Here is a 26,349-nt window from a genome sequence, read left to right as displayed (position 1 = left end):
GAGGGGCGCATGGAAACTTTTAGCTTAGGCGTCGTTCTTTTTACTCTGATCGTGTTGGGGCTGGTGGCCATCATCATGGCTGCGCGGTCCAAGCTGGTGTCGACCGGGAACGTGAACATCACCATCAACGGTGAGAAAACCATCTCGGTCCCAGCAGGTGGCAAACTGCTGCAAACGCTGGCGGCCGAGAAACTGTTCGTCCCCTCCGCCTGTGGCGGCGGCGGTACCTGCGCGCAATGCCGGGTGAGGGTGCATTCGGGCGGTGGCTCGATCCTGCCAACCGAGGAAAGCCATATCACCAAGCGTGAGGCTTCGTGCGGTGACCGTCTGTCCTGTCAGGTCGCGGTCAAGCAGGACATGGACATCGAAGTCCCCGAAGAGGTCTTTGGCGTCAAGAAATGGGAATGCACCGTTCGCTCGAATGAAAACGTGGCGACCTTCATCAAGGCCCTGACCCTGGACCTGCCGGAAGGCGAGGACGTGAACTTCCGCGCCGGTGGCTATATCCAGATCGAGGCCCCCGCGCACGCGTTGAAATACACCGATTTCGACGTGGAAGAGGAATATCGCGAAGATTGGGACAAGTTCAATCTGTGGCAATACGAATCCGTCGTGGCCGAACCGATTGAGCGGGCTTATTCCATGGCCAACTATCCGGACGAAAAAGGCATGATCATGCTGAACGTCCGAGTGGCTTCGCCGCCTCCGGGTTCGGATGGTATCCCCCCGGGTCAGATGTCGTCGTATATCTTCAACCTGAAACCGGGTGACAAAGTCACGATTTCGGGTCCGTTTGGTGAGTTTTTTGCCCGCGACACGCAGAAAGAGATGGTCTTTATCGGTGGTGGTGCGGGCATGGCCCCTATGCGCAGCCACATCTTCGATCAGCTCAAGCGTCTGGAAAACCGCGATCGCAAGATCAGCTTCTGGTACGGCGCGCGGTCGAAGAAAGAGATGTTCTTTGTCGAGGATTTCGACCAACTGGCCGAAGAGTTCGACAATTTCGAATGGCATGTCGCCCTGTCGGATGCGCAGCCCGAGGACGATTGGAAAGGCTATACCGGCTTCATCCACAACGTTCTGTTCGAGGAATACCTCAAGAACCACCCCGCGCCCGAGGATTGCGAGTTCTACATGTGTGGACCGCCGATCATGAACCAGTCGGTCATCAACATGCTGCTGGACTTGGGCGTGGACCGCGAAGACATCATGCTGGACGATTTCGGCGGGTAAGACAGGATAAACCGGCGCAGCACAGCGCCGGTTTTTTTTACAACCGGAGGTCGCTGGCCTCTGGCGGTAGACAGGATTTGACGTCGAACAACACGCTTTGATCCTTGCCAAAGGCGCGTATCTCGGCCGGGGCGAGCGCCAGAAATTCCTGATGCGCAACTGCCAGAACGATACCGTCATAGGCGCCGGTTTCAGGCTGCGAAGTCAATGAAATCCCGTATTCCTTCTGCGCGGCAACTGCATCCGCATGGGGGTCGTGGACATCGACTGTGACGCCATAGTCTTGCAACTCGTCAATGATATCGACAACGCGCGTGTTGCGCAGGTCGGGGCAGTTTTCCTTGAAGGTCAGACCCATCACCAGCACGCGGGCGGCGGCAACATTGATCCCCTCGCGCATCATCCGCTTGACCAGTTGCGAGACCACATAGCCGCCCATACTGTCATTCAACCGACGCCCGGCCAGAATGATCTGAGGGTGATAGCCCACGGCCTCTGCCTTGTGGGTCAGGTAATAGGGGTCTACGCCGATGCAATGACCGCCCACCAGACCGGGGCGGAAGGGTAGAAAGTTCCACTTGGTCCCCGCGGCGCGCAGAACTGCATCGGTGTCGATATCCATCCGGCCAAAGATCATCGCCAGCTCATTCACCAGCGCGATGTTCAGGTCGCGCTGGGTGTTCTCGATCACCTTTGCGGCCTCGGCCACACGGATGCTTTCCGCCTTGTGGGTGCCTGCCGTGATGATCCGCGCATAGAGCGCATCCACCAGATCGGCCACCTCGGGGGTCGAGCCAGACGTAACCTTGCAGATATCCGCGATCCGATGGGTCTTGTCGCCGGGGTTGATCCGCTCGGGACTGTAGCCTGCAAAGAAATCGCGGTTGAACACCAGGCCCGAGGCGCGTTCCAACACTGGCACACAGTCTTCCTCGGTCGCGCCGGGGTAAACGGTGGATTCGTAGATAACCAGATCACCGGGTTTCAGCACGCGTCCAACGGTTTCAGACGCGCTGAGCAGCGGTGTTAAGTCAGGCTGCTTGCCTGCCGTGATCGGGGTGGGGACGGTTACGATATAGGTGTCGCATCCGGCGATTTCTGCCGGATCGGTGGTGAAGGACAGGCCGGTCGCGGCGCGCAGGTCCTCGGGCTCGACCTCATGGGTTGCATCCCAACCGGCACGCAGCGCGTCGATCCGCGCAGTGTTGATGTCAAAGCCGATTACGGGGCCGATTTTGCCAAAGGCCACAGCCAGCGGCAGGCCGACATAGCCCAGTCCGATCACGGCGATCTTGCGCGCGTTGGGGTCTGCTTCAAACATCGCCGTCATTTACCATGATAGTCGCGGAACCACGCGACGAACCGGGCTATGCCCTCTTTGAAATCGGTCTGCGGGCGGTACCCTGTTAGGGATTGCAGGAGGTCATTATCGGCCCATGTCGCAGGCACATCGCCCATCTGCATGGGCATGTAGTTACGGATCGCCTTTTTGCCCAAGGCATCCTCGATGGCCTCGATGAAGTCCATCAGCCGCACCTTGTCGCCATTGCCGATATTCACCACACGCCAAGGTGCTGCCGGAGACAGGCTGTCGCCCTCGGCAATCTGATCCGCGCTGTCTGGGCGCTCGGGCGGCACGTCGATCAGCAGGCGGATACCCCGCACCAGATCCTCGACATAGGTGAAGTCGCGGTACATGTCGCCGTGGTTATAGATGTCGATCGGGCGGTCATCCAGAATGGCGTCCACAAACTTATAGAGCGCCAGATCGGGGCGGCCCCAACTGCCGTAGACAGTGAAAAAGCGAAACATCGTCGTCGGCAGGTTCCACAGATGAGCGTAGGAATGGCCCATCGCCTCATTCGCTTTCTTGGTAGCTGCGTAGATGGTCAGGGGGGTGTCGGCTTTTTCGACCTCGGTAAAGGGCATCTCTTCATTGGCGCCGTAAACGGATGAGGTCGAGGCCATCAGCAGATGCGCAACTTCATGTTCTCGGGCAATCTCCATGACATTGAATGTGCCCACGACGTTTGAGTTGATATAGCTGCGCGGGTCTTCCAGGCTGTAACGCACCCCGGCTTGTGCGGCGAGGTGAACGATGACCTCGGGCTTGAAGTCATCGGCGATCTGTTTCAGGCGGTCGTGATTTTCCAGCAAGTCCTCGGTTGCGGAAAAGCCAGGGTTTTGCAGCAACATCTGGTGGCGGCGCTGCTTGAGGGTGACGTCGTAATAGTCGGTCATCCCGTCATAGCCGTGCACACGAAAGCCTTCGGCCAGCAAAAGCTTGGCCAGATGGAACCCGATGAACCCGGCCGTTCCGGTGACAAGAACCCGTTTCATGCAACCCTCTGTTTCATCGCCGTTTGATGCTGCATCAGGGATACTGTCACCGGCCCGAGGTCAAGCGGTTTTCGCACTTTGGAGCGTCAACCGACGATCATCTGTTTCATGCGAAGGGCTTCGTATTCCAGCTCTTTCAGGCGGAAATGCACGACGTCGCCAATGGTGATCACGCCGCGCAGGGCGCCGTCGGCGAGAACCGGCATATGGCGGAATCGCCCCTCGGTCATGGTTTTCAGAACGTCGTTCAGCGGGTCATCAGGTGCGCAGGTTTTGACCTCACGCGTCATCAGATCCTCGACTGATTGGGGAAGCGTCTGACCGGGAGTGTCGGCCATGCGGCGCACGATATCGCGTTCCGACAGAATGCCTTGCAGTGCGCCGTTTTGATCTGTCACCAGAACCGCCCCGATTTTCTTTTCCTTCAGCGTGTTCACCACCGAGTGAATCGTGTCGTTTGGACGCACCGAGAACACCGCATTTCCCTTGCCCTCAAGCAGTTTCGCCACGGTCGTCTGCGAGTGTGACAGGTTCGAGTCGACCGACTGGCTGCGCGTGCTGGTCTCGGCCTTGTCGCCGCGGGTCGGTGGCTGGTAAGAGCTTGGGGCCATGGGCAATCTCCTTCTGCTTTGTTATTTACCTTAGCGCAGCCAAACGACCTGTATAGGGTGCAATTGCCCGTTCCGGGGAAAACTGCCGAAAACCAAGGATATCCGAACTTTTGTCCGACCTTTCTCTGACCCCGCCTGTTGCAGCGCTGATCTTTTTCGCCGTGGTTGTATGCGGGCACAATTTTCGCATGGCATGGAAACAACAAGCGCCGGGGTGGCAGAAAAAGGCGTGGCTGTTTGGGGTGCCTGCCGGAATTGGTCTGCTGGTTTTGGGCTTCATGCCGCTGAAACTCTGACGCAGGTTTGACTCTGATCCGGGGCGCTGGCATATGCCGGGCACGTTTTCCTAAGAGGGTGCTGTGATGCGTCTTGTCCCCGTTTTGGCTGTTGCCGCGCTGGTGTCTGGCTGTTTGTTCGACAAAGAACCAGAGGTCGTGCGCCTGTCTGGCGAAACCATGGGGACGACCTTCAACATCACCGCCATCGGCGTGGACCTTGACGAAGAGGCGCTGGCAGGTGCAGTCGATCAGACGCTGGCCGAGGTCAACGCCAAGATGTCCAACTGGGATCCGAATTCCGAGGTGTCCACCTTTTCTGCGTCGGACAGCACCGATGCCGTGGCAGTATCTGACGAATTTGCGTTGGTGATTGACGCGGCAAATGACGTGCACGAGAAAACGGGCGGCACGTTTGACGTCACCCTTGGCCCGCTGATTGAGCTGTGGGGCTTTGGCCCGCGCAAACCCGAAGATCCTGTGCCGTCGGATGCCGAAATTCAGGCCGCGCTGGACAGCGTCGGTCAGTCCCGCCTGTTGACGCTGGACCGCGAGGCCGGGACGCTGGCCAAATCAGATGCGGGCGTGGGCATCAACCTGTCGGCCATCGCCAAGGGCTATGGCATTGATGCGGTGGCCGAAACGCTGCGCGACGCCGGGATCGAGAATTACATGGTCGAGATCGGCGGCGATCTGGTTGCCATGGGTCAGAATGACAAGGACGAGGCCTGGCGGATCGGGATCGAAAAACCTGAAACCGGCGTGCAGGCCATTCAGTTGATCGTTCAGCTTGACGATCTGGGGATGGCGACCTCGGGCGATTACAAGAACTTCTTCGAACAGGACGGCGTGCGCTATTCGCATATTATCGACCCGGTGACAGGCCGCCCGATCACGCATCGGACCACCTCGGTCACGGTGCTGGCGGAAAACGCGATGATGGCCGATGCCTGGGCCACGGCCATGTTGGCGCTGGGGCAGGAAAAAGGGCTGGAACTGGCCGAAAAGCATAAACTTGCCGTGTATTTCATCTCGCGGGATGTGACAGGGGGCGAAGATGCCTATATCACGGTTCATAGCAGCGCGTTCAAAGACGCCTTGGGCAGCAACTGACGGATACGGATCATGAGCACCTTTATTCTGGCTTTCATACTGCTGGCTCTTGTGATGGTGGGCATGTCGTTGGGCGTGATGCTGATGGGCAAGACCATCAAGGGCAGCTGTGGCGGTCTGAACGCGATCTCGGGTGCGGATAAATGCGTGGTCTGTCAGAAAGATGTCGACCCGAACAGCCCGCTGCGTGATCAGTTGCAGTGCAAGCGCGCCAAGAAGATGCTGGAACAGATGGAACGCGAAGCGCAGGTGTAAATTCCGCTTCGCCGCTGACGCCGAATTGGTTAGCCTCAGCCCCGGACGATCAAAGGGGCGCATCTGTGGCCAAAGCCAAAAACATCCTGTTCATCATGTTCGACCAGCTGCGCTGGGATTATCTGAGCTGCTACGGCCATCCGCATCTGCACACGCCGAATATTGACCGTTTGGCAGCGCGCGGTGTGCGATTTGACCGGGCTTATATCCAATCACCCATTTGCGGCAGCTCTCGCATGTCGACCTATACCGGACGCTATGTGCATTCGCACGGCGCCTCGTGGAATGGCATCCCGCTAAAGGTCGGCGAGATGACGATGGGCGATCACCTGCGCAGGGCCGGAATGGAGTGCTGGCTGGTCGGCAAAACCCATATGCGCGCGGATGCCGAAGGGATGGCGCGGCTGGGTCTGGAACCTGACAGCCTGATCGGGGCCCGTGTGGCGGAATGCGGTTTTGACGTGTTCGAACGCGATGACGGGATGCTGCCCGAGGGACCGGACGGTTATTACGATCCGGACGGCGCGAAAGAGTACAACAAGTACCTCACTGCCAAAGGGTATGAGAGTGACAACCCGTGGCACGATTTTGCCAATTCTGGTCTTGATGCAGATGGCAACGTACTGTCTGGCTGGTTCCTGAAGCATTCGACCGAGGCGGCAAATATCGCCGAGGAAGACAGCGAAACCCCATACCTGACCGGGCGCGGGATCGAGTTCATGGATACTCATGACGGCCCCTGGTGCTGCCATCTGAGCTTCATCAAACCCCACTGGCCTTATATCGTGCCTGAACCCTATGCTTCAATGTACGGCCCCGATGACGTGCTGCCGGTAAACCGGTCTGAAGCCGAGCGTGACAATGCGCATCCCGTTTTGCGCGCTTTCATGGACACAAAGATCGGCCAGACATTCTCGCGGCCGGATGTGCGCGAGGCGGTGATCCCCGCCTACATGGGTCTGATCAAACAGGCCGACGATCAGATGGGCCGCCTGTTCGACTGGATGGAAAAAACCGGCCGGATGGAGGACACGATGATCGTGCTGAGCTCGGATCACGGCGATTTTCTGGGTGATCACTGGATGGGGGAGAAGACATTCTTCCACGACGCCTCGACCAAAGTGCCGCTGATCATCTATGATCCATCGTCCGCCGCTGACGCCACGCGCGGCACGGCCTCTGATGCGCTGGTGGAATCCATAGATCTTGCCCCGACCTTTCTTGATGTGGCGGGCGGCGCAGATGCCTCACATATCCTTGAAGGGCATTCCCTGTTGCCGATCCTGCATGGGACGCAGGCGGAAACTCCGCGGGATGTGGTGATTTGCGAATATGATTATTCGGCCTCGCCGCTGGCGGAGAAACTGAATGCCTCGGTCCGCGATGCGGTGATGTTCATGGTCGCCGACAGGAAGTGGAAGCTGATCCATTGCGAGGGTGGCCATCGTCCTTTGCTGTTTGATCTGGAAAACGATCCACAGGAATTGACCGATCTGGGCGACAGCGCCGACCACGCCGACGTCATCGCGCAGATGTATGAGCATCTGTTTACGTGGACCCGCAGGCAATCTCAGCGCACCACGCGGTCCGAGGCGCAATTGATCGAGATGCGGACCAAAAGCCGGGGCCGGGGGGTTGTTGTCGGCATCTACGACGAAAACGACATGCCGTTGGAGTTGACGGTGAAATACCGAGGCCGCAAAGCGCGCCCGTATCGGGATATTGTCGGCAAGGATTAAATTCAGCGCGTCTGCGCCAAAAGGCGGTTCACCCGGCGTCGGGCAAGGGGTAAAAGGTCAGGCAAGAGCAGCAATCCCGGAGAGTCCGAATGACCGCCCCCAAACCTGTCGTCCTGTGCATTCTTGATGGTTGGGGTCTGTCCGAGGAGACCAAGGCCAACGCCCCCTATCTGGCGCAGACTCCAACATTTGATGCGATCATGGCGCAGGGGCCGCACGCGCAGCTGATCACACACGGGCCTGACGTGGGTCTTCCCAGCGGCCAGATGGGCAATTCTGAGGTTGGCCATACCAATATTGGCGCGGGCCGCGTGGTGGCGATGGATCTGGGCCAGATTGATCTGGCAATCGAGGATGAGTCATTTTTCGAAAATCAGGCGTTGCAGGCCTTCATCGCCAAGGTGAAGGCGGCGGGCGGCACGGCGCATCTGATGGGTCTGGTCTCGGATGGCGGCGTGCATGGGCACCTGAACCACATCGTGGCGTCGGCCAAGGCGATCACGGATGCGGGCGTATCGGTGGCGTTGCACGCGGTGACGGATGGGCGGGACGTGGCCCCGAAATCGGCCGCGCCCTTTGTTGCTGAACTGGAAGAGCGACTACCTGACGGCGCGCAGATCGTCACTGTTAGCGGGCGCTACTATGCCATGGACCGCGACAATCGATGGGAAAGGGTCAGTCAGGCCTATGACGCCATGATCAAAGCTAAGGGCCGTGCGGCGGCTTCTGCGCGTGCAGCCGTTGAACACGCCTATGACCAATCCGAAACCGATGAGTTCATTCTGCCCACGGTGCTGAGCGGATTTGAGGGCATCAAGGACGGCGACGGCTTCTTCTGCCTGAACTTCCGCGCCGACCGCGCCCGCGAAATCCTGCGCGCCATAGGTGAGCCCGGATTTGCCGACTTCGACACCGGCCCGCGCCCCAACCTGTCTGCGCTGCTGGGGATGGTTGAATATTCCGACGGCCACAACGCCTATATGACTACCGTTTTCCCCAAGCGGGACATCGCGAATACGTTGGGTGAATGGGTGGCCAAACAGGGCTTGCGTCAGTTCCGTTTGGCCGAGACCGAGAAATACCCCCATGTCACCTTCTTCCTCAACGGTGGCAAGGAAACCCCCGAGGTGGGCGAAGACCGCTATATGCCCAAATCGCCAAAAGTGGCGACCTATGATTTGCAGCCCGAGATGTCGTCGGCCGAGGTGACGGCCAAATTCGTCGAGGCGATTGAAGAGGGCTATGACCTGATCGTCACCAACTATGCCAACCCCGATATGGTCGGCCATACCGGCGATCTTCAGGCAGCAATTAAGGCGTGCGAGGCGGTGGATCAGGGGCTGGCGCAGGTGATCGAGGCGCTGACCAAAGCAGGGGGCGCGATGATCGTGACGGCGGATCACGGCAACTGCGAGGTGATGGTCGACCCTGAAACCGGTGGGCCGCATACAGCGCATACGCTGAACCCGGTGCCCGTGGCTTTGGTCGGCGGACCCGAGGGTGCCACGTTGTGCGAGGGGCGGCTGTCGGATCTGGCACCGACACTGTTGGACCTGATGGGACTGGAGCAGCCTCAGGAAATGACCGGGCGCAGCTTGCTGTCATGAGGGCGCTTCCTGTTCTGCTCGCAGCCCTTCTGGCAGCTCCGCTTTACGCGCAGACGGACCCGTCCACTGCGGCGCTGAACGCGGCGCGCCAGCTCGAGGCGGCCTCGATCGCGTTGACCGAAGCTGACAGCGCGCGGGATCGGGTGCGGGCGTTGACCACCACGGTGCAGGCTTATGAGGCCGGGTTGACGGCGATGCGGGACGGCTTGCGCAAGGCCGCTACGCGCGAGGCGCAGCTGACCGCCGAACTGCACGCGCGGGAAAAGGATGTGGCGCAACTGTTGGGTGTGTTGCAAACGATCGAGACCACAGCGCCGCCGGTTTTGATGCTGCACCCGTCGGGCCCGTTGGGGTCCGCGAGGGCGGGCATGATGTTGTCCGAGGTCACGCCGGGCCTGAACGCCCGCGCTCAGGCGCTGGCCAGTGACCTGCGAGAGGTTCAGACACTGCGCCAATTGCAGCAAAGCGCGACCGAAACCCTGACAGAAGGTCTGGTGGGTGTGCAAACCGCCCGAACCCAACTAAGCGCCGCGATTGCCGACCGTACAGACCTGCCGCGCCGCTTTGTCGAAGACCCTATTCGTACCGCCATCTTGATTTCCTCGACCGAGACTTTGGAAGGCTTCGCAAGCGGTCTGTCCGAGATTTCCGAGGGTGAGATTGCCGCCACCAATGCCGATGTATCCGACCGCAAGGGTCAGATCGACCTGCCGACGCAGGGGATCATCCTGCATCGCGCGGGCGAGACCGATGCCGCAGGCGTGACCCGCCCCGGCATTGTGATGGGCACCCGGCCCCGCGCGATTGTTACATCGCCCACGGCCGCGACGATCCGCTATCGCGGGCCGCTGCTGGATTTGGGCAATCTAGTGATATTGGAGCCGCAACCGGGTCTTTTGTTCGTCTTTTCCGGCTTGCAAGAGGTGTATGGAGAGACGGGTCAGGTGATCCCGCAAGGCTCACCCGTTGGGTTGATGCCAGGTGAAACGCCGGAAATCGGCGCTATTTTGTCAACAAGCAGTGATGGCACTGGAACTGACCGCTCAGAAACGCTCTATATAGAGGTAAGACAAGAAAACAGCCCCGTGGACCCGGAATCGTGGTTTCGGACCGACAAGGATGGATAACCGAGTATGAAGAAATTTGTGATGGCCGGTTTGGCCGGAACCGTGGCAGGCATTATCGCAACCACTCAGATTGCAGGCCCCTTGCTGGCGCAAGAGGCCGAGAACAAGGCGAGCGTTTATCAGCAGCTTGACCTGTTTGGGGACATTTTCGAGCGTATCCGTTCGCAATATGTCGAAGAGGTTGAGCCCGAAGATCTGATCGAAGCGGCGATTGACGGAATGCTGACCTCGCTTGATCCCCATTCCAGCTACCTGTCGCCCAGCGATGCAGAGCAGATGCGTGTTCAGACGCGCGGTGAGTTTGGCGGGCTGGGGATCGAGGTTACGCAGGAAGAAGGCTATGTCAAAGTGGTCTCACCCATCGACGACACGCCGGCTGATGAGGCCGGGATCGAAGCGGGCGATTTCATCACCCATGTGGATGGCGAAAGCATTCTGGGCCTGACGCTGGACAAGGCGGTCGATCTGATGCGCGGGCCGGTGGGCTCGGAAATCGTGATCACCGTAGTTCGTGAGGGCGAGCAGGAGCCTTTTGACATCACCATTGTCCGCGACACGATCAAGCTGACTGCCGTGCGCGCCCGGACCGAAGGTACCAGTGTCGTTCTGCGTGTGACTACGTTCAACGACCAAACCTTCCCCAACCTGCAAGAGGGCCTGAACGAGCAGATCGAAGAGATCGGCGGCATCGACAAAGTCAACGGCGTTGTTCTGGACCTGCGCAACAACCCCGGTGGTCTGCTGACGCAGGCGATCAAGGTTTCAGACGCATTCCTGAACGAGGGCGAAATCGTTTCAACCCGTGGTCGTGACCCGGGCGAGGGTGAGCGGTTCAACGCCACCGCCGGCGATCTGGCCGAAGGCAAGCCGATCGTGGTGCTGATCAATGGCGGGTCGGCCTCAGCCTCGGAAATCGTGGCGGGTGCGCTGCAAGACCATCGCCGGGCGATTGTCGTGGGCACGAAGAGTTTTGGCAAAGGCTCGGTCCAGACGGTCATGCCGCTGCGCGGGGATGGTGCGATGCGTCTGACGACGTCACGCTATTACACGCCGTCGGGACGCTCGATCCAGGCGCTTGGGGTCAGCCCGGACATTATTGTTGAACAACCGCGTCGTACAGCGGATACCGAGGAAGAGGAAACAAACCCCCGCACCCGGTCCGAGGCCGATCTGCGTGGCAGCCTGAACAATGACAGCCTCAGCGAGGATGAGATCCGTCAGATCGAGGAAGACCGCGCCAAGGCTGAAGAAACCGCCGAGTTGCGGGAAGAGGATTACCAATTGGCCTATGCCATCGACATCCTCAAAGGTCTGTCGGCCTTCCGGCCCAACGGCCCGTCCCAGTAAATCGAAGGGCCGCTCCAGGGCGGCCCTTTTCTTATGAACTTAGCTTTCGACCTTCCGCAGCTTCTCTTCATCCAGCATCATCGCAAGGATCATACCGACCGAGACCGAGATTGCGGCGAAGACAAAGGCCATGTTCATGCCACTGTCGAACGCCGATGCGATGGCGGTTTTCACCTGTTCGGTCTCTGCCGGGGTCAGTTTGGCCATCACGGCTTTGGCGGAATCGGTGGTCAGCGTGCCGCCGTTGATGGCCCTTTGATCCGCATCGGACATTTTGATGCCATCCACCGCAAGCTGTTTGCCAAGGCTGGAGAGGCTGGTGGCATACATGATCGCGGTGGCGAACGCGACTGAGATGGCACCATAGACGAGGTGGGTCATGAAGCTTAACCCGCCAACAAGCCCGGCGCGTTCGGGTTTGACCGCACAGACCGCAGCCGTACCCGATGGCCCCACTGTCAGCGTTGCGCCCAGCCCGATCATGGCCATGCCGGGCAGGATCTGGAAATAGCCCAGCCCTGTAGGCATCGCCACGATGCTGAGCGCCCCTATGGTGGCAATGAGATAGCCCCAGAACAACAGCCGCTTCGGCCCGAAGTCGTTATAAAGCGTCCCAGAAACGATCGACCCGATCGCCAACAGTAAAGTCAGCGGGGCCAGCCCAAGCGCTGAATGAAAGACCGACCAGCCCAGAACCTTCTGCATATATTGCGGGAAATACAGCAGCCCGACAAAGGCGGCTGAGACGTTGAACATGTTCAGACCCAGCGTGATCAGAAACTCTCGGTTCTGCATCATTTGGGGCAGCAGCAACGGCTCTTTCACACGCTTTTCGATTATGGGGAAAGACAGGAACAGCACGGCGCTGACAAAGAACACCATCAGCAGTGGCGGCGAGGCCCAACCCCAATCCGCGCCCACATCCAGCCCGTAAAGCAGCAGCAGGACCGCCAAGGACAATAGAACCATTCCGGCGATGTCCAGATGCTCACCCTGTTTGTGCTGTTTTTCACGCTCCATCAGGATCAGTGCCGTAATCATCGAGATGGTCGAGAATATGACATTGGCCAGGAAGAACAGCCTCCAATCACCGAAACTGACCGCTGCGCCGCTGATCAAGGGACCAAACACATTGCCACTGGTGACACCCGCCAAGATCATGCCCATGACCAAGGCCCGCTGTTCAGGCTTGGCGATCTTGGTGGCGCCAAAGGCCAGCGCGCAAGGCCAAACACAACCTGCGCCAATACCTTGCAAGGCGCGCGAGAGGATCAGGAAATCGAGGCTGGGGGACAGAAAACACATGACCGAAGAAAACAGAAAGATCGACAGCCCGATCAGCATCATTTTGCGGTGGCCGAACATGTCCCCCATCCGGCCTCCGGCCACCATGGTCATGGCAAAGAACAGGGCGTAGATGTTCAACACCCATTGGGTCGATGTGATGTCCGCGTCAAAGCTGTTTTCGATCGCGGGGACCAGTATCAAGGCACCGGTAAAGTCGATCCCGATGCCAAACCCTGTCACCATCAGGGCGATGACCTTGATAATACTCGCCCGGTCCATACCAATACTCCACCAATCGCCTATCGGTTCATGATGCACGGAAAACACTGGAAAGATAGGGGCTTGGGTCGCAGGCGTCAGGTATCGGACTGTTGCGACCGGCGAAAGGCGCGTTTCAGAAGGTCCAGTTCCGCGCGCAGCAGGTCAATCTCGGCCCGCAGATCGTCCGCCGCAGGAACCCCTGCAATGATGGTGAAATCGCCCAGTTTTTCCGAACTGTCCCGATCTAGGATGACAAAGCTGTGCACCCCGTCCGACAGAGCCGAGTTCGGGACGGGAATAGCCAGCGCCCAGCCATCGGGCGAGGCGGTCAGAGTTACGCCGTCCAACACCTCATCCCGGTAGTGAACTGAGACGTGCGGCTCGGCTGAGGATGTGATCAGCCCTTGCCAGATTCCGTTTTCCAGTCTGAGCGGCGTCAGGATGGGGTGCGTCATGATATGGGCCTCATAAATCGGCGCGATGGTGGCGGCAGAAGGTCAGTTCGCGCACAAAAATGCGGTTCATCGTCGGGGCGTCAAAGATGAGATCTAGCCAGATCTTGTCGATCCGCCGCTCGTTCAGGGGGAGGTGGGCCAAATCGAAATCGACCCCGCCTGTTCGGTTTGGGTCTAACTCCCTGAGAACCTGTTCGGTATTGGGGCCGTGCTGGATGTTCAAACGGGCCATTCCGTGTGTATCGCGTTCCGCCTCGATCTGCGCATCGACCCGTATCAGGTGCTGCTTGGTCAGACCCTGCGCGGCATCTGCGGGCAACGCGACGGACAGGGACAGAAAGGAGCCTGCGAATTCGAACACCTCGAGACTGAGCCCAAAGGGTGCCAGATCATTGTCGCGCCGGTTGCGCGTCTGGCGCAGGCTGATTTCCGACAGCGCGCAGTCGTGAAACAAGGTAGTCTGACCGTCCAACGGTGTTTTGCGCGGGGCCGAGGCCAGCCCGCTGCGCGACAGCGGTTCGCGCCAGAGGTCGGGGCGCCAGCTCCAATCTGTGCCAAGGGGTTTGGCGAATTGGTTTGATCCGATCAGGGGCCGCGTCAAACGGCCATCCGCCGCATGGATCAACCGGTCCAGATCGGCGCGCAGCTTGCGCGCTTCGTCTCGCTGGTGGCGCAACTGGGCGGGGGGTGTGTGCCCGGCCATCTGTGCGGCCTGCCGCCAACGAGCCTGCACCTTGCGGAAAATATAGCGATCCAGAAATTTGCCCATGGTCCCCGTCATCTTTTGTTGACCACTGTTTAGTCAATGACGGTGGTTAGGATAAAGCCGAAACCCGGAAATATCGCGTTAATTCCGGCGGAACAGTCGGGTTTCGGCTGGGCAGGCGGGCTGCGATCTGATACCCGCAGGGCCGTTCTTGCAATCGCGTGGACCAATGCGTACCGTCCGGCACCTGATTGCTGTAGATCATCCGAAAAAACGCGTATCAAAAAACTTGAGGCAAGGCCGGGGTATGGAACCCACTCTTTTTTCGTTCATTTGGAAGTATTCGAAGAAACAACAGATTGTGCTGTTGGTGCTGACGGTTCTGTCCTTCCCGTTTCTCTACGCCTCGTTGGAGTTGCCCAAGCAGATCATCAACGATGCCATCGGTGCGCCCAGCGATACGGTGACGGTGCTGGGGATCTCGTTCACACAGGTCCAGTATCTCTTGATTCTGTGCTGCGCGTTCTTGCTGACGGTGATCATCAGCGGGCTGATGAAGATGCGCATCAACACGATGAAGGGCGTTCTGGCCGAACGGATGCTGCGTCGGCTGCGGTTTACACTGATCCACCGTACCATGCGCTTCCCAAAATCCTATTTCCAGACCACCAGCCAGGGTGAGCTGGTGTCGATGATCACCTCCGAGGCAGAGCCGATGGGCGGGTTGATGGGCGATGCGATTGCCCAGCCGGTGTTCCAGTTCGGGCAGATGATGACCATCGTCACCTTTCTGTTTATGCAAAGCGTTTGGTTCGGATTGGCCAGCATCGCGCTGATCCCGCTGCAAGCGTGGATCATTCCCAAGCTGCAACGGCAGATCAACCTGCTGAACAAGGACCGCATCCAGGAGGTGCGTCATCTGAGTTCGGAAATCGGCGAAAGTGCCGCGGGCATCAGTGATCTACGCACCAATGGGGGCTGGCGATATCGTCTGGCGCTATTCAGTCATCGGTTGGGCACCTTGTTCGAGATCCGGTTCAAGATCTACAACAAGAAATTCTTCATGAAATTTCTCAACAATATGATCACTCAGATGACGCCGTTCCTGTTCTATTCGGTTGGCGGCTATCTGGCGATCAAGGGAGAGGTTACGGTGGGCGCGCTGGTTGCGGCGCTGGGGGCCTACAAGGATCTGAGCGGCCCGTGGAAGGATTTGCTGACCTATTACAATCAGGTGCAGGATATGTCTCTGCGCTGGGAAATCGTGACCGAGCGGTTTGCGCCGGACAATATGATTCCAGAAAACCTGTTCGTGGGCGAGCCAGAGACGATTCCACACCTTACGGGCGCAATTCAGTTGCGCAACGTGACAGTCCGCGACGATGACGGCAAAACGATCCTTGAAGATATCGACCTGACGATCCCCAAGGGCGCGCGGGTTGCGATCCAATCCTCGAACGCGGCCGAGCGCAGTGCGTTGGCTCAGGTCCTCACGCGCGAGTTGCTTCCGGTGCAAGGCGATGTGACCATTGGCGGGCACGATCTGCAAGGGTTGCATCAGGCGGTGATCGCGGCCCGGATAGGCTATGCCTATTCGCGGCCCTATCTGTTCGACGGGACCTTGGGGGACAATCTGCTGATGCCTTTGCGCACCCGTCCGAAACATGCAGAAGAGGCCAAAAAAGCGCCGACACGTTGGCAGATCGAAGCGGAACGCGCCGGAAACCCGGTGGATTCCCTGTCGGACGAGTGGATCGATCCCGCGCTGGCCGGGTTGGAGGATATCGACGACATCCGGGACTGGTGGTTCCAGCTGGTCGAATCCATGGGCATTGACGAGTTCATGTTCCGCCGGACTTTGCGGTCTCAGTTCGATCCGGTGCAGCACCCGTCGTTGGCGCGTGAAATTGTCGATCTGCGCAGCCGCGTGGCTGAGCGGTTGCAGGAAAAGGGGCTGGACCGGTATGTTTACCGCTTCGACCCGGATCTGTTCAACCCGGCGGTTCCATTGGGGGGCAACCTGCTTTACGCCGCGCCGTCGCATGATATTTCGCCTGATATTCTGGCGGGCGACCGGCGGTTCATGTCGATGTTGCGGGCTCATGATCTGGATGACGACGCGATGGGGATCTCCAGCGCGGTGCTGAAGACGCTGAACCGCACTTTCGGACGGGATGGCACCGATCACCCGCTATTCCTGCGGTTGGGCATGACCAAGGACATGTATTACCGCCTGCTGGATATCGAGGAACGGCGCAAGCTGAAGGGTGAGGCCGGGATCACCGATCAGGAGCGCGCGCTGCTGTTGACCGTTCCTTTCCTGTTGACAGCGGAACAGATTGGCCCCGATTTCCCCGACGAATACAAAGAGAAAATTCTGGCCATCCGCAGCGGACAGGCGGACCGTCTGCGCGCGCATCTGAAGGGCATGTTCATCCCCGTCACGCCTGACACCTATATCGAGCGTATGACGGTTATTGAGAATGCGCTCTTTGGCCGTATCTCGTTGATGGCGGGCGCGCATGCGGATGAGATCGAGGATGTGGTGGCCGATATCTTGAACGAGGCCGGTCTGCGCCGTCGTGCGGCGGCGATCATCTATGACTTGCCCTCGGGGCTGGGCGGAAACAACCTGCCGACGGTGTTTCAAGAGCGCGCCGCCTTTTCGCGCGCTGGAATCAAGCGGCCCGATGTCCTGATCCTGGACAAGGCGTTGGCCAGCCACGATTCCGAGAGCCGACTGCGGACGCGGCTGAAACTGCGAGAGCTTTTGCCCGACTCGATTATGATCTTCATGGAAGATCACTTTGCACATCCCGAGGCTTATGACCTGTTTGTCGAGATCAAGGATGGCCGTATCGACGGCGTCTCCAAGACGCGAACCCTGGACGAGGTGGACACGACTGAGGATCTCAGCCGCAAGCTCAAGATCATATCCTCGACCGAGCTGTTCGCCGGCATGGATGGCCGCAACCAGCGCCTGCTGGCTTTTTCGGCGCAATGGTACCATGCCACGGCTGGTCAGGTCATCTTTTCATGCGGTCAGGCACCGGATGCGGCCTATCTTTGCATCTCGGGCCGAGCCAGCCTGGAATGGCCCATCGAGGGCGGCACCTCGCGGCAGGTTTCGGTTATTGAACCGGGCCGTCTGATCGGGGATTTGTCCATCATCACTCGGGACCCCCGTCAGTTGGACCTTGTGGCGCTGGAGGAGTGTTCCTTCCTGCGCATTGGTGCCGAAGAGTTCCGCGCCGTGGTCGACAGCGACGCGGGTGTTGCCGTTCAGTTGCTTGAAACTGTTGCCGGGTATCTGACCTCACTGGCCAACCGGGTGAACGAGACCAAGGACCCAACCATCTTCCTGGAAGATCCCGGCCAGCCCGAGAGCGTAAATGAACGTGCCTGAGATTAGCTCGCCCCGCTACGGGTCGCATGAACAGCTTGTGGCCCCGGCTCGGGCGCGCGCTGAGATTTGGCGTCTGTTGGCGGGGTTGGGCATCGTCGCAGCCGTTGTCATTGCCCTGAATCTGGCGCTTCTGATCGTCATTTCAGCTATAGGGTCCTACGAATGGGCCGAGGCGTTTTTGTCCGGTTCCTCACCGTTGTCCATGTTGGTTCTGCTGAGCAGTTTCGCCTTTGTGACATTGGGCGTTCGACTGGCGGTCCGCCGTCTTCACCAAAGGTCGCTCGCGTCTGTTTTGGGCCCACTAGGTCAAAGTGTTGCACAGTTCTGGGTCGTCTTGCGCGCATTGGTGGTGCTTGGTGTCGTCATCACGGTGTTGCCGCCATATGATATGGGGGCCGCTTTCGTTCCGAATCTGGCCTTGTCGACATGGCTGTTGTTTCTGCCCCTGTCTTTAGGTGCAGTTCTGATTCAAACCAGCGCAGAAGAGTTTTTGTTTCGCGGCTATATGCAACAAGCCCTCGCTGCGCGATTCCGGTCGCCTGCGGTGTGGATACTCGTCCCATCTTTGCTGTTCGGAATAGGCCACTACGCCCCCGGTACCGCCGAAGGGAACGCCGGGCTGATTGCGCTTTGGTCTATCATGTTTGGCGTTTTCGCGGCTGATCTCACCGCGCGCTCAGGCACGTTGGGCCCTGCGATAGCACTCCATTTCTTCAACAATACCGTGGCGTTGCTGTTCATATCGTTGCCCGACAGCCTAAGCGGCCTTGCCCTTTTCCACCTGCCTTACGACATGTCCGATACCGGTATATTGCGGCAATGGCTTTACGTGGATTTCGCCATCATGACCGTCAGTTGGCTGACCGCGCGCCTGGCACTCAGGCGTTGATTGCATTTCTTTCCGTTGCGCCTTATTTGACGTCAAAGCCGCATTAGCAAGGTTCCGACATGAACTGGATCACAAACTACGTCCGCCCCCGGATCAACTCGATCTTTTCGCGCCGCGAGGTTCCCGAAAACCTTTGGCACAAATGCGATGAATGCGGAACGATGTTGTTTCACCGCGAACTGGCGGCAAACCAGAATGTTTGCACCCAATGCGATCATCACATGGCGATCACCCCACGGGAACGCTTTGCTCACCTGTTCGACGGCGGTATCTTTACCGAGGTAGAGGTCCCTGCGCCCAAAGACGACCCGCTGCAGTTCCGCGATCAGAAGAAATACCCCGACCGCATGAAGGCGGCGCAGAAAAAGACCGGCGAGAAAGAGGCGATGCTGGTCGCTGCTGGTGAAATCGGCCGTACTCCGATCATCGCTGCGGCGCAGGACTTTTCCTTCATGGGCGGTTCGATGGGCATGTATGTTGGCAACGCCATCATCGCCGCCGCGCAAGAGGCTGTGAAGCTGAAACGCCCGTTGATCCTGTTTTCTGCTGCTGGGGGTGCGCGGATGCAGGAAGGCATCCTCAGCCTGATGCAAATGCCGCGCACGACTGTGGCGGTCGAGATGCTGAAAGAGGCGGGTCTGCCTTATATCGTCGTCCTAACTCACCCGACCACCGGTGGCGTCACCGCGTCCTATGCAATGTTGGGTGACGTGCACATTTCCGAACCCAACGCGCTGATCTGTTTTGCCGGGCCGCGCGTGATCGAACAAACCATCCGTGAAAAACTGCCAGAAGGCTTTCAGCGCGCTGAGTATCTGCTGGATCACGGTATGCTGGACCGCGTCACCAAGCGCACCGAAATGCGGGACGAGTTGATCACCATCACCCGGATGCTGCTGAACCAGCCGCCGGCAGTGAAAGGCGATCTGCCCGCGCCAGCTCCGGAAGAAGCACAGCCCGAAGCACTGGCTGAACCTGCGGACGAAAAATGACCTCACCGTCTTCTGACGTCATCCTCGACCGGATGATGGCACTGCATCCCAAGATCATTGACCTGACCTTGGATCGGGTGTGGCGTCTGCTGGCCGCGCTGGATAACCCGCAAGAAATGCTGCCCCCGGCGATCCATATCGCCGGGACCAACGGCAAAGGCTCAACCCAGGCGATGATCCGCGCAGGGCTCGAAGGGGCAGGGCTGTCGGCCCATGCCTATACCTCGCCGCATCTGGCCCGGTTCCACGAACGTATCCGCTTGGCCGGAGAGCTGATCTCGGAACCGGCCCTGACCGAGGTGCTCGACGAATGTTACGCCGCCAATAACGGCGAAAACATCACTTATTTCGAGATCACGACCTGCGCCGCCCTTCTGGCTTTTGCGCGCACACGGGCCCATTACACTCTGCTCGAAGTGGGTCTTGGCGGGCGTCTAGACGCCACCAATGTGATCCACGAACCCGCAGTTACGGTGATCACGCCCGTGTCCATCGACCACGAACAGTTCCTTGGCAATACGCTGGGCAAGATCGCGGCGGAAAAGGCCGGGATCATCAAACCCAGCGTGCCCTGCATCGTCGGACCCCAACCCGATGAAGCGCTCGAGGTCATAGAATACACCGCCGCCCGTCTTGGCGCGCCGCTGCTGGTTTACGGCCAGCACTGGCATGTACACGAGGAAAACGGACGCCTGATCTATCAGGACGAAACGGGTCTGCGCGACCTGCCTCTGCCAAACCTGTTGGGCGCGCACCAGATCCAGAACGCAGGTGCCGCGCTGGCGGTCCTGCGCCACCTGAACCTGGGCGATGACGCCTATGAGGCCGCCGTCACCCGCGCCGAATGGCCAGCCCGGATGCAGCGCCTGAAAACCGGCCCGCTCGTTGATGCCGCTCCCCAAGCAGAGCTATGGCTGGACGGAGGCCACAACGCCGCCGCCGGGATCGCCTTGGCCGATGTGCTGGCGAAACTGCCTAAATGCCCCACCCATATGATCTGCGGGATGCTCAACACCAAGGACGTCACCGGATACCTGGCTCCACTGGCCGCACAGGCCCAAAGCCTGACTGCCGTTTCCATACCGGGAGAAGCCGCCACGCTTAGCGCCGAAGACACCGCATCCGCGGCCGCCAAAGTCAATCTGCCGGCCACTACTGCAAACAGTGTCATGGATGCTTTAACCGCCATCGTCACGGATGACCCGCAAGCCCGCGTCCTGATCTGCGGCTCGCTCTATCTGGCTGGTCACATCCTACGCGAAAACGGCTAACTCCCGATCCGTGCCGCTTCATCTGGCCAAAAATATCCCGGGGGAGGCGCGTCGGGGGCAGAGCCCCCTATGTCCCCCAATCTTGTGCTTGCATCTCACGTAGACGCGAGGCAGTCCGTTCAAATTCAAACGTCCCTTCACCCTCGACATACAACATCTCAGGTTCCGCGGCCGCCGAGCAAATCAATCGCACCTTCGCTTCGTAAAGCGCGTCAATCAACGTCACAAAGCGTTTCGCCTCGTTAAAATTGTTGCGCGACAGGCGGGGAATGTCCTCCAACACAAGCACTTTGATGGCTTCTGCAATGGCCAGATAATCCGCAGGCCCCAACATCCGCCCGCATAGATCGTAGAAGCTGGCGCGCGCCACCCCATTCCGAAACGCCGGTAGCTCGACCGCGCGACCATTGACCTGCAAAACCAAGGGATCAGCCTGACCCCCGGACAAGTCCTGCCACACAGCCCGAACGCTCTGCCGCGCCTCAGGTCCAATCGGGGTGAAATAGACCGGCGCTCCTTCCAAACGGTTCTGGCGATAGTCGGTGGGCGAGACCAACTCCCACACCTGAAGCTGTTCCTTGATATGCGCGATGAACGGCAGGAACAGCTGCCGGTTCAGGCCATCCTTATACAAATCGTCCGGGTGCCTGTTCGAGGTCGTGATCACCGCCACCCCGCCCGCATGCAGCAGGTCGAACAGACGTCCCACAATCATTGCATCGGTGATATCGGTGATCTGCATCTCATCAAAAGCCAGCAGGCGGACGGATTTCACAACTGCATCGGCCACCGGGGCCAACGCATCCTCGACGCCATCGGCGCGGGCTTTGTGCATCCCGGCATGGATTTCCTGCATGAAGGCATGAAAATGAACGCGTCGTGCGGGAATATCCTCCAGCGCATCAACAAACATGTCCATCAGCATCGACTTGCCGCGCCCAACGCCGCCCCACAGATACAATCCCTGCGGTGCAGGTGGGGCCTTGCGGAAAAATCCGCGTTTAACCGGGGCGGCCAGAGCCTGACGGATACGTTCGAAATGAGGAAGAACAGCCTCTTGCGCATCGTCTCGGGTCAGGCTGCCATCGGCAATGCGTGCCTCGTAAAGCGAAATCAAATCCGTCATATTCCGAGGCATACCCGCCGCGCAGCCCGTTGAAAAGCGGCCATTCCCGCGACGCATCAATTTTGCTGATCCGAAGTCCCAAAACTCCTGAATTGACCACGTCAAGATTTCCTCTACCGTCCTTGGACCGAACCGTCCGAGGGCCCAATGCCGCAATACGAACGCCTGCTGAACCCGATCCTGATCGTTGGCTGCATCATCATCACGGTTAGCTTTGCCGTACGCGCGTCGTTCGGGGTGTTCCAGATTCCGATCGCCGACGAATTCGGCTGGCTGCGCACCGACTTCTCGATGGCGATTGCGATTCAAAACCTGGCCTGGGGGATCGGCCAGCCGATCTTTGGTGCGCTTGCGGAAAAAATTGGTGACAGGCGCGCGATTGTTCTTGGAGCGCTGACTTATGCCGCGGGCATGGTCCTGACCGCATGGTCGGTGACACCGTTCGAACATCAACTATACGCTTGGCTTGTAGGTTTTGGCATTGCCGGAACCGGGTTTGGTGTAATCTTGGCTGTTGTCGGGCGGGCGTCTTCGGATAAGAACCGCTCGATGTCTCTGGCTATCGTGACGGCAGCGGGCAGCTTTGGACAGGTCCTTGGCGCCCCCGCAGCCGAATGGATGCTGAGCTTTCTGCCCTGGCAGCAGGTTTTCATCATCTTCGCGCTGCTTATTCTGGCCCTTGTCCTGACATTGCCTTTCATGCGCGCGCCGCAAGCGGCCACCAAGGCCGAGTTGCAGGACAGCATGGGTGAAATCCTGGCGCGCGCTTTCCGAGACCCATCTTACGCGCTCATTTTTCTAGGCTTTTTTAGCTGTGGCTACCAATTGGGTTTCATCACCGCCCATTTCCCCGCCTTCGTGACTGAGATGTGTGGGCCGATCCAACCAGGAGGAGTACTGCACGCCGTCGGGATCACGACAACATCGGCGCTGGGGGCTGTGTCGATTTCTCTGATCGGTCTGGCTAATATAGGCGGCACACTGGTAGCGGGTTGGGCGGGTAGCCGCTTTCCCAAGAAATATCTGTTGGCCGGGGTCTACACGGCGCGGACACTTGCGGCCGCTGTCTTCATCGTCTTTCCGATTACACCGATCTCTGTCATCGTCTTTTCTCTGGTCATGGGGTCGCTATGGCTGGCCACAATCCCGCTGACATCAGGGCTGGTCGCTCATCTTTATGGGTTGCGGTATATGGGTACGCTCTACGGGATCATCTTTTTCAGTCACCAGATTGGTAGTTTTTTGGGCATTTGGTTGGGGGGCCGCATGTATGACGCTTATGGCGACTACACGATGGTCTGGTGGATCGGCGTTGCCATCGGTGCTTTCAGCGCAATCGTTCACCTGCCCATCCGCGAAAACCGTACCCCTGTTCCAGCGTGACCATGGCCTTAAAAACCGCAGCGCGGCACGCGCTGCCCGGCCCAACCGGAGGTGACGCATCTTTGATGCGGCTTCGACGGGCGGGAGTGTTACTCCCTTTGTGCTGCGCGTAACTCCCGTTCCAAGGCATCCAGAAACCGGGATCGGTCGGCCCTGTTGAAGGGTTTCCCTCCGCCACCCGCGCCCAGCGGATTGGCCGCGCGCAGGTCGGCCATCAGATCGCGCATCGCCAGTTGCTGGCCGATATTGGCGGCGGTGAAGGCCTCGCCATTGGGGCGGAGAACCCGCGCACCGGCTTCGACGCATTTTGCGGCCAGCGGGATGTCGGACGTCACCACCACATCGCCGACACCGCAGCGCTCGGCTATCCACTTGTCCGCCTCGTCCGCGCCCTCAGATACGACCACAACCTGTACCAAAGGATTGGCCGAGGGGCGCAAACCCCCGTTTGACACCAGTGCCATCGGTACCTTGTGCCGGGTCGCCACACGTTCAGCCTCGGCTTTTACCGGGCAGGCATCCGCATCGATATAAAGCGTGGTCACGCCTTTTTCGCCTGTTTTGCTGCGGGTTTTTTCTTGACCTTGAACTCTTCGGGAATGGGCATTCGGTTGAACGCATCCAGCCCGGCGATTTTATAGGCTTCGGCCAGTGTCGGATAGTTGAACGTGTTCTGCACAAAATAGTCCACGGTGCCCTTCAGGTTCAGCACGGCCTGCGCGATATGGATCAGCTCGGTTGCGCCTTCACCGACGATCTGCACCCCCAGCACCCGGCGGGTCTTCAGAGAGAACAGCATCTTCAGCATCCCGTGCTCCAGTCCCATGATGTGCCCGCGCGAGGTTTCGCGGAACCGCGCCACGCCGACCTCATAGGGGATACCGCGTTCTTGAAGCTCTTCCTCGGACATGCCGCAGGTGGAAATCTCGGGGACGGAGTAGATGCCGTAGGGGTACCACGGGCTTTCCGGCAGGGTTGGGGTCTCCAGCGCATGACAGGCCGCGACGCGACCTTGCTGCAATGAGGTTGAGGCCAGAGAGGGATGCCCGATCACGTCGCCCGTCGCATATATATGCGGCACAGCGGTTTGATAAGTCTTGCGATCCACCGTGATCCGGTTGCGGTGATCTGTCTCCAGACCCACCGCCGACAGGTTCAGGGCCGATGTCGCGCCCATGCGCCCGGCGGCAAACAGCAGCATCTCGGCCCGGACATGGCGGCCGTTATCAAGCGTCACTTCGACATGACCGCCTGCATCTTCGATCTTTTCGACCGCCGAACCCAACCGCAAGTCCACTCCGTTTTCGCGGATCTGATGGGTGAAATCGTGGATCAACCGGCTGTCGATGAAGTCCAGAAATGTCTCGCGCGGCTCGATCAACGTGACCCGCACATCCAGCGCCGAGAACATGGTGGCATATTCCACCCCGATCACGCCCGCGCCGATCACGCAGAGCGACCGGGGGATCTCGTCCATTTCAAGGAAATCGTCGCCGTCCACCACGGTCTTGCCGTTGAAGGGCACATAATCGGGCCGGTAGGTCTTGGTGCCGGTGGCGATCAGGAACTTGGCGGCTGTCAGCCGGGTCGTCTTGCCCGCATCCGTTGCAACCTCGATCTCATGCGGGCCGACGAATTTCGCCAGACCGTTCAGCGTCTCCACGTGGTTGCGGTTGAACTGGTGTTCCAGAACATCGACCTCGTGATCCAGCGTCATGTGCAACCGGGCCTTGAGGTCTTCGGCCCGGATCTGGTCTTTCACCCGGTAGGACCGCCCATAGAAACTGCGCTCGCGCCATCCTGAGAGGTTCAGCACGGTTTCCCGCAGGGTCTTCGACGGGATCGTACCGGTGTGAACCGAAACGCCGCCCAAGCGGTCTTTGCGGTCGATCACCAGCACCCGGCGTTGCAGTTTGCCTGCCTGAATCGCAGCCGCCCGCCCCGAAGGGCCAGACCCGATGATGATCAGGTCGTAGTCGAAATCGCTCATGCGTTAGTCTCCGTACAGCGCCTCGGCGTGGAAGGTGATATGATCTTCCATGAAGGTCGACACAAAGAAATACGAATGGTCATAACCCGGTTGTAGCCGGAAGGTTGCCTGTTGGCGACGTTCAGCTATCGCCTGCGCCAGCGCCTCGGGGCGCAGCAGGTCCATGAATTGATCGCTGGCCCCGGTGTCGATCAGGATGGGGCCGTCAAAGCCTTTTTCCTTCATCATCAGCGAGGCGTCATGTTTGGTCCATGCGGCCTCATCATCGCCCAAATAAGCGCTGAGCTGCTTGCGACCCCAATCGGCCCCCGTCGGGTTTGAGATTGGCGCAAAAGCCGAGACCGAGCGGTAGCGCCCCGGCAGGTTCATTGCTAGCGTCAGCGCGCCATGACCGCCCATCGAATGGCCTGTGATGGCTTGACGCTCCATGTCGATGGCAAAGTTTTCAGCCAGCAGGGCTGGCAGTTCCTCGGCCACGTAATCCCACATGTTGAAATGTGGGGCCCAAGGGGTTTGGGTCGCGTTCACGTAAAAGCCCGCACCTTGGCCCAGATCGTAGTCCTCGTGATCGGCCACGCCCTCACCACGCGGAGAGGTGTCGGGAAACACAACCGCAATCCCTTGTTCTGCCGCCCACGCCTGCGCGCCCGCTTTGGTCATCGCGTTTTCATGGGTGCAGGTCAGGCCCGAAAGATACCACAGGACTGGAACTGGGCCGTCCTTGGCCTCGGCAGGCAGAAACAGGCCAAAGGTCATGTCGCATTGGCAAGCGGTCGAGGCATGGCGGTAGACGCCCTGGACGCCTCCGAAGCAGGTGTTTTCCGAAACGGTTTCCATCTGGCTTGTGTCCTTACATTGGGGTTGCGCCATGGCTAACCGCCCAAAAGCCGTACGTAAAGTGCGGCGGACACTGGGTGCGCGCATTTTTCGGAAAGG

The 26,349-nt window shown here is 59.2% G+C and carries 23 protein-coding genes; 13 read left to right on the top strand and 10 right to left on the bottom strand.

Annotated elements, in window-relative coordinates; translation table 11 throughout:
• Positions 1–9 precede the first annotated feature (9 nt).
• On the top strand, positions 10–1,233 hold the full coding sequence (nqrF, locus tag ACR0DB_RS11985) for an NADH:ubiquinone reductase (Na(+)-transporting) subunit F (protein ID WP_170789852.1): 1,224 nt from the start codon (positions 10–12) through the stop codon (positions 1,231–1,233).
• A 37-nt stretch (positions 1,234–1,270) separates the two neighbouring features.
• On the opposite strand, the gene tviB is transcribed toward nqrF, so the two are convergent.
• The 3 genes from tviB to ACR0DB_RS11970 all read right to left on the bottom strand — a co-directional run bounded on the left by tviB (position 1,271) and on the right by ACR0DB_RS11970 (position 4,184).
• Positions 1,271–2,554: a Vi polysaccharide biosynthesis UDP-N-acetylglucosamine C-6 dehydrogenase TviB gene (gene tviB, locus ACR0DB_RS11980; RefSeq protein ID WP_480551112.1), complete on the bottom strand. Its 1,284-nt coding sequence runs from the start codon at positions 2,552–2,554 to the stop codon at positions 1,271–1,273.
• Positions 2,555–2,559: 5 nt separating this feature from the next.
• On the bottom strand, positions 2,560–3,573 hold the full coding sequence (locus ACR0DB_RS11975) for a GDP-mannose 4,6-dehydratase (protein ID WP_480551110.1): 1,014 nt from the start codon (positions 3,571–3,573) through the stop codon (positions 2,560–2,562).
• Positions 3,574–3,659: 86 nt separating this feature from the next.
• Positions 3,660–4,184, bottom strand: coding sequence for a CBS domain-containing protein (locus ACR0DB_RS11970; RefSeq protein ID WP_170773146.1), 525 nt, complete (start codon positions 4,182–4,184; stop codon positions 3,660–3,662).
• Positions 4,185–4,294: 110 nt separating this feature from the next.
• Here ACR0DB_RS11970 and ACR0DB_RS11965 point away from each other — a divergent pair, with 110 nt between their 5' ends.
• From ACR0DB_RS11965 to ACR0DB_RS11935, 7 genes are all read left to right on the top strand, one after another.
• Positions 4,295–4,480 (top strand): hypothetical protein, encoded by a 186-nt coding sequence (locus ACR0DB_RS11965; RefSeq protein ID WP_170773143.1) that lies wholly within the window; start codon positions 4,295–4,297, stop codon positions 4,478–4,480.
• Between the two features lie 66 nt (positions 4,481–4,546).
• Positions 4,547–5,572, top strand: a complete 1,026-nt coding sequence (locus tag ACR0DB_RS11960) for an FAD:protein FMN transferase (protein ID WP_480551108.1) — start codon at positions 4,547–4,549, stop codon at positions 5,570–5,572.
• A 12-nt stretch (positions 5,573–5,584) separates the two neighbouring features.
• Positions 5,585–5,827, top strand: coding sequence for a (Na+)-NQR maturation NqrM (nqrM, locus tag ACR0DB_RS11955; RefSeq protein ID WP_170356551.1), 243 nt, complete (start codon positions 5,585–5,587; stop codon positions 5,825–5,827).
• Positions 5,828–5,892: 65 nt separating this feature from the next.
• Positions 5,893–7,566 carry a sulfatase-like hydrolase/transferase gene (locus tag ACR0DB_RS11950; protein WP_480551106.1) on the top strand — a complete coding sequence of 558 codons (1,674 nt, stop codon included), beginning with the start codon at positions 5,893–5,895 and terminating at the stop codon, positions 7,564–7,566.
• An 89-nt stretch (positions 7,567–7,655) separates the two neighbouring features.
• A complete protein-coding gene (gene gpmI / locus ACR0DB_RS11945; protein ID WP_480551104.1) occupies positions 7,656–9,173 on the top strand; it encodes a 2,3-bisphosphoglycerate-independent phosphoglycerate mutase in 1,518 nt (505 codons plus the stop codon).
• A complete protein-coding gene (locus ACR0DB_RS11940; RefSeq protein WP_480551102.1) occupies positions 9,170–10,300 on the top strand; it encodes a murein hydrolase activator EnvC family protein in 1,131 nt (376 codons plus the stop codon). The genes gpmI and ACR0DB_RS11940 overlap by 4 nt, the downstream gene beginning before the upstream one ends.
• 6 nt (positions 10,301–10,306) lie before the next feature.
• Positions 10,307–11,647: a S41 family peptidase gene (locus ACR0DB_RS11935; protein WP_170773133.1), complete on the top strand. Its 1,341-nt coding sequence runs from the start codon at positions 10,307–10,309 to the stop codon at positions 11,645–11,647.
• 39 nt (positions 11,648–11,686) lie between these two features.
• Here the strand turns inward: ACR0DB_RS11935 and ACR0DB_RS11930 are convergent, their stop codons facing one another.
• From ACR0DB_RS11930 to ACR0DB_RS11920, 3 genes are all read right to left on the bottom strand, one after another.
• On the bottom strand, positions 11,687–13,213 hold the full coding sequence (locus tag ACR0DB_RS11930; RefSeq protein WP_480551100.1) for an MFS transporter: 1,527 nt from the start codon (positions 13,211–13,213) through the stop codon (positions 11,687–11,689).
• A gap of 77 nt (positions 13,214–13,290) precedes the next feature.
• Complete coding sequence (locus ACR0DB_RS11925; RefSeq protein WP_170785606.1) at positions 13,291–13,650, bottom strand: hypothetical protein; 360 nt, start codon at positions 13,648–13,650, stop codon at positions 13,291–13,293.
• A 10-nt stretch (positions 13,651–13,660) separates the two neighbouring features.
• Complete coding sequence (locus tag ACR0DB_RS11920; protein ID WP_480551098.1) at positions 13,661–14,419, bottom strand: DUF6478 family protein; 759 nt, start codon at positions 14,417–14,419, stop codon at positions 13,661–13,663.
• A gap of 244 nt (positions 14,420–14,663) precedes the next feature.
• Here ACR0DB_RS11920 and ACR0DB_RS11915 point away from each other — a divergent pair, with 244 nt between their 5' ends.
• The 4 genes from ACR0DB_RS11915 to ACR0DB_RS11900 are packed head-to-tail and all read left to right on the top strand — an operon-like array spanning position 14,664 to position 20,914.
• A complete protein-coding gene (locus ACR0DB_RS11915; RefSeq protein WP_480551096.1) occupies positions 14,664–17,762 on the top strand; it encodes an ABC transporter transmembrane domain-containing protein in 3,099 nt (1,032 codons plus the stop codon).
• Positions 17,749–18,651 (top strand): CPBP family intramembrane glutamic endopeptidase, encoded by a 903-nt coding sequence (locus tag ACR0DB_RS11910; RefSeq protein ID WP_170773123.1) that lies wholly within the window; start codon positions 17,749–17,751, stop codon positions 18,649–18,651. Before ACR0DB_RS11915 ends, ACR0DB_RS11910 begins: the two co-directional genes overlap by 14 nt.
• 59 nt (positions 18,652–18,710) lie before the next feature.
• A complete protein-coding gene (gene accD / locus ACR0DB_RS11905) occupies positions 18,711–19,643 on the top strand; it encodes an acetyl-CoA carboxylase, carboxyltransferase subunit beta (protein WP_170773120.1) in 933 nt (310 codons plus the stop codon).
• Positions 19,640–20,914, top strand: a complete 1,275-nt coding sequence (locus ACR0DB_RS11900) for a bifunctional folylpolyglutamate synthase/dihydrofolate synthase (protein ID WP_480551094.1) — start codon at positions 19,640–19,642, stop codon at positions 20,912–20,914. Before accD ends, ACR0DB_RS11900 begins: the two co-directional genes overlap by 4 nt.
• 67 nt (positions 20,915–20,981) lie before the next feature.
• Here the strand turns inward: ACR0DB_RS11900 and zapE are convergent, their stop codons facing one another.
• Positions 20,982–22,040 (bottom strand): cell division protein ZapE, encoded by a 1,059-nt coding sequence (gene zapE, locus ACR0DB_RS11895; RefSeq protein ID WP_480551092.1) that lies wholly within the window; start codon positions 22,038–22,040, stop codon positions 20,982–20,984.
• 147 nt (positions 22,041–22,187) lie between these two features.
• Here zapE and ACR0DB_RS11890 point away from each other — a divergent pair, with 147 nt between their 5' ends.
• A complete protein-coding gene (locus ACR0DB_RS11890) occupies positions 22,188–23,423 on the top strand; it encodes an MFS transporter (protein WP_480551090.1) in 1,236 nt (411 codons plus the stop codon).
• A gap of 89 nt (positions 23,424–23,512) precedes the next feature.
• Here the strand turns inward: ACR0DB_RS11890 and ACR0DB_RS11885 are convergent, their stop codons facing one another.
• The 3 genes from ACR0DB_RS11885 to fghA are packed head-to-tail and all read right to left on the bottom strand — an operon-like array spanning position 23,513 to position 26,250.
• Entirely contained in the window at positions 23,513–23,968 is a 456-nt protein-coding gene (locus ACR0DB_RS11885; protein WP_480551088.1) for a YaiI/YqxD family protein, read from the bottom strand.
• Positions 23,965–25,413 carry a Si-specific NAD(P)(+) transhydrogenase gene (sthA, locus tag ACR0DB_RS11880; protein ID WP_170785590.1) on the bottom strand — a complete coding sequence of 483 codons (1,449 nt, stop codon included), beginning with the start codon at positions 25,411–25,413 and terminating at the stop codon, positions 23,965–23,967. Before sthA ends, ACR0DB_RS11885 begins: the two co-directional genes overlap by 4 nt.
• Positions 25,414–25,416: 3 nt before the next feature.
• On the bottom strand, positions 25,417–26,250 hold the full coding sequence (fghA, locus tag ACR0DB_RS11875; RefSeq protein WP_480551086.1) for an S-formylglutathione hydrolase: 834 nt from the start codon (positions 26,248–26,250) through the stop codon (positions 25,417–25,419).
• Positions 26,251–26,349 lie beyond the last annotated feature (99 nt).

The organism is Ruegeria sp. AB6, from assembly GCF_056542685.1.
This window is presented reverse-complemented; position numbering and strand designations above follow the sequence as displayed.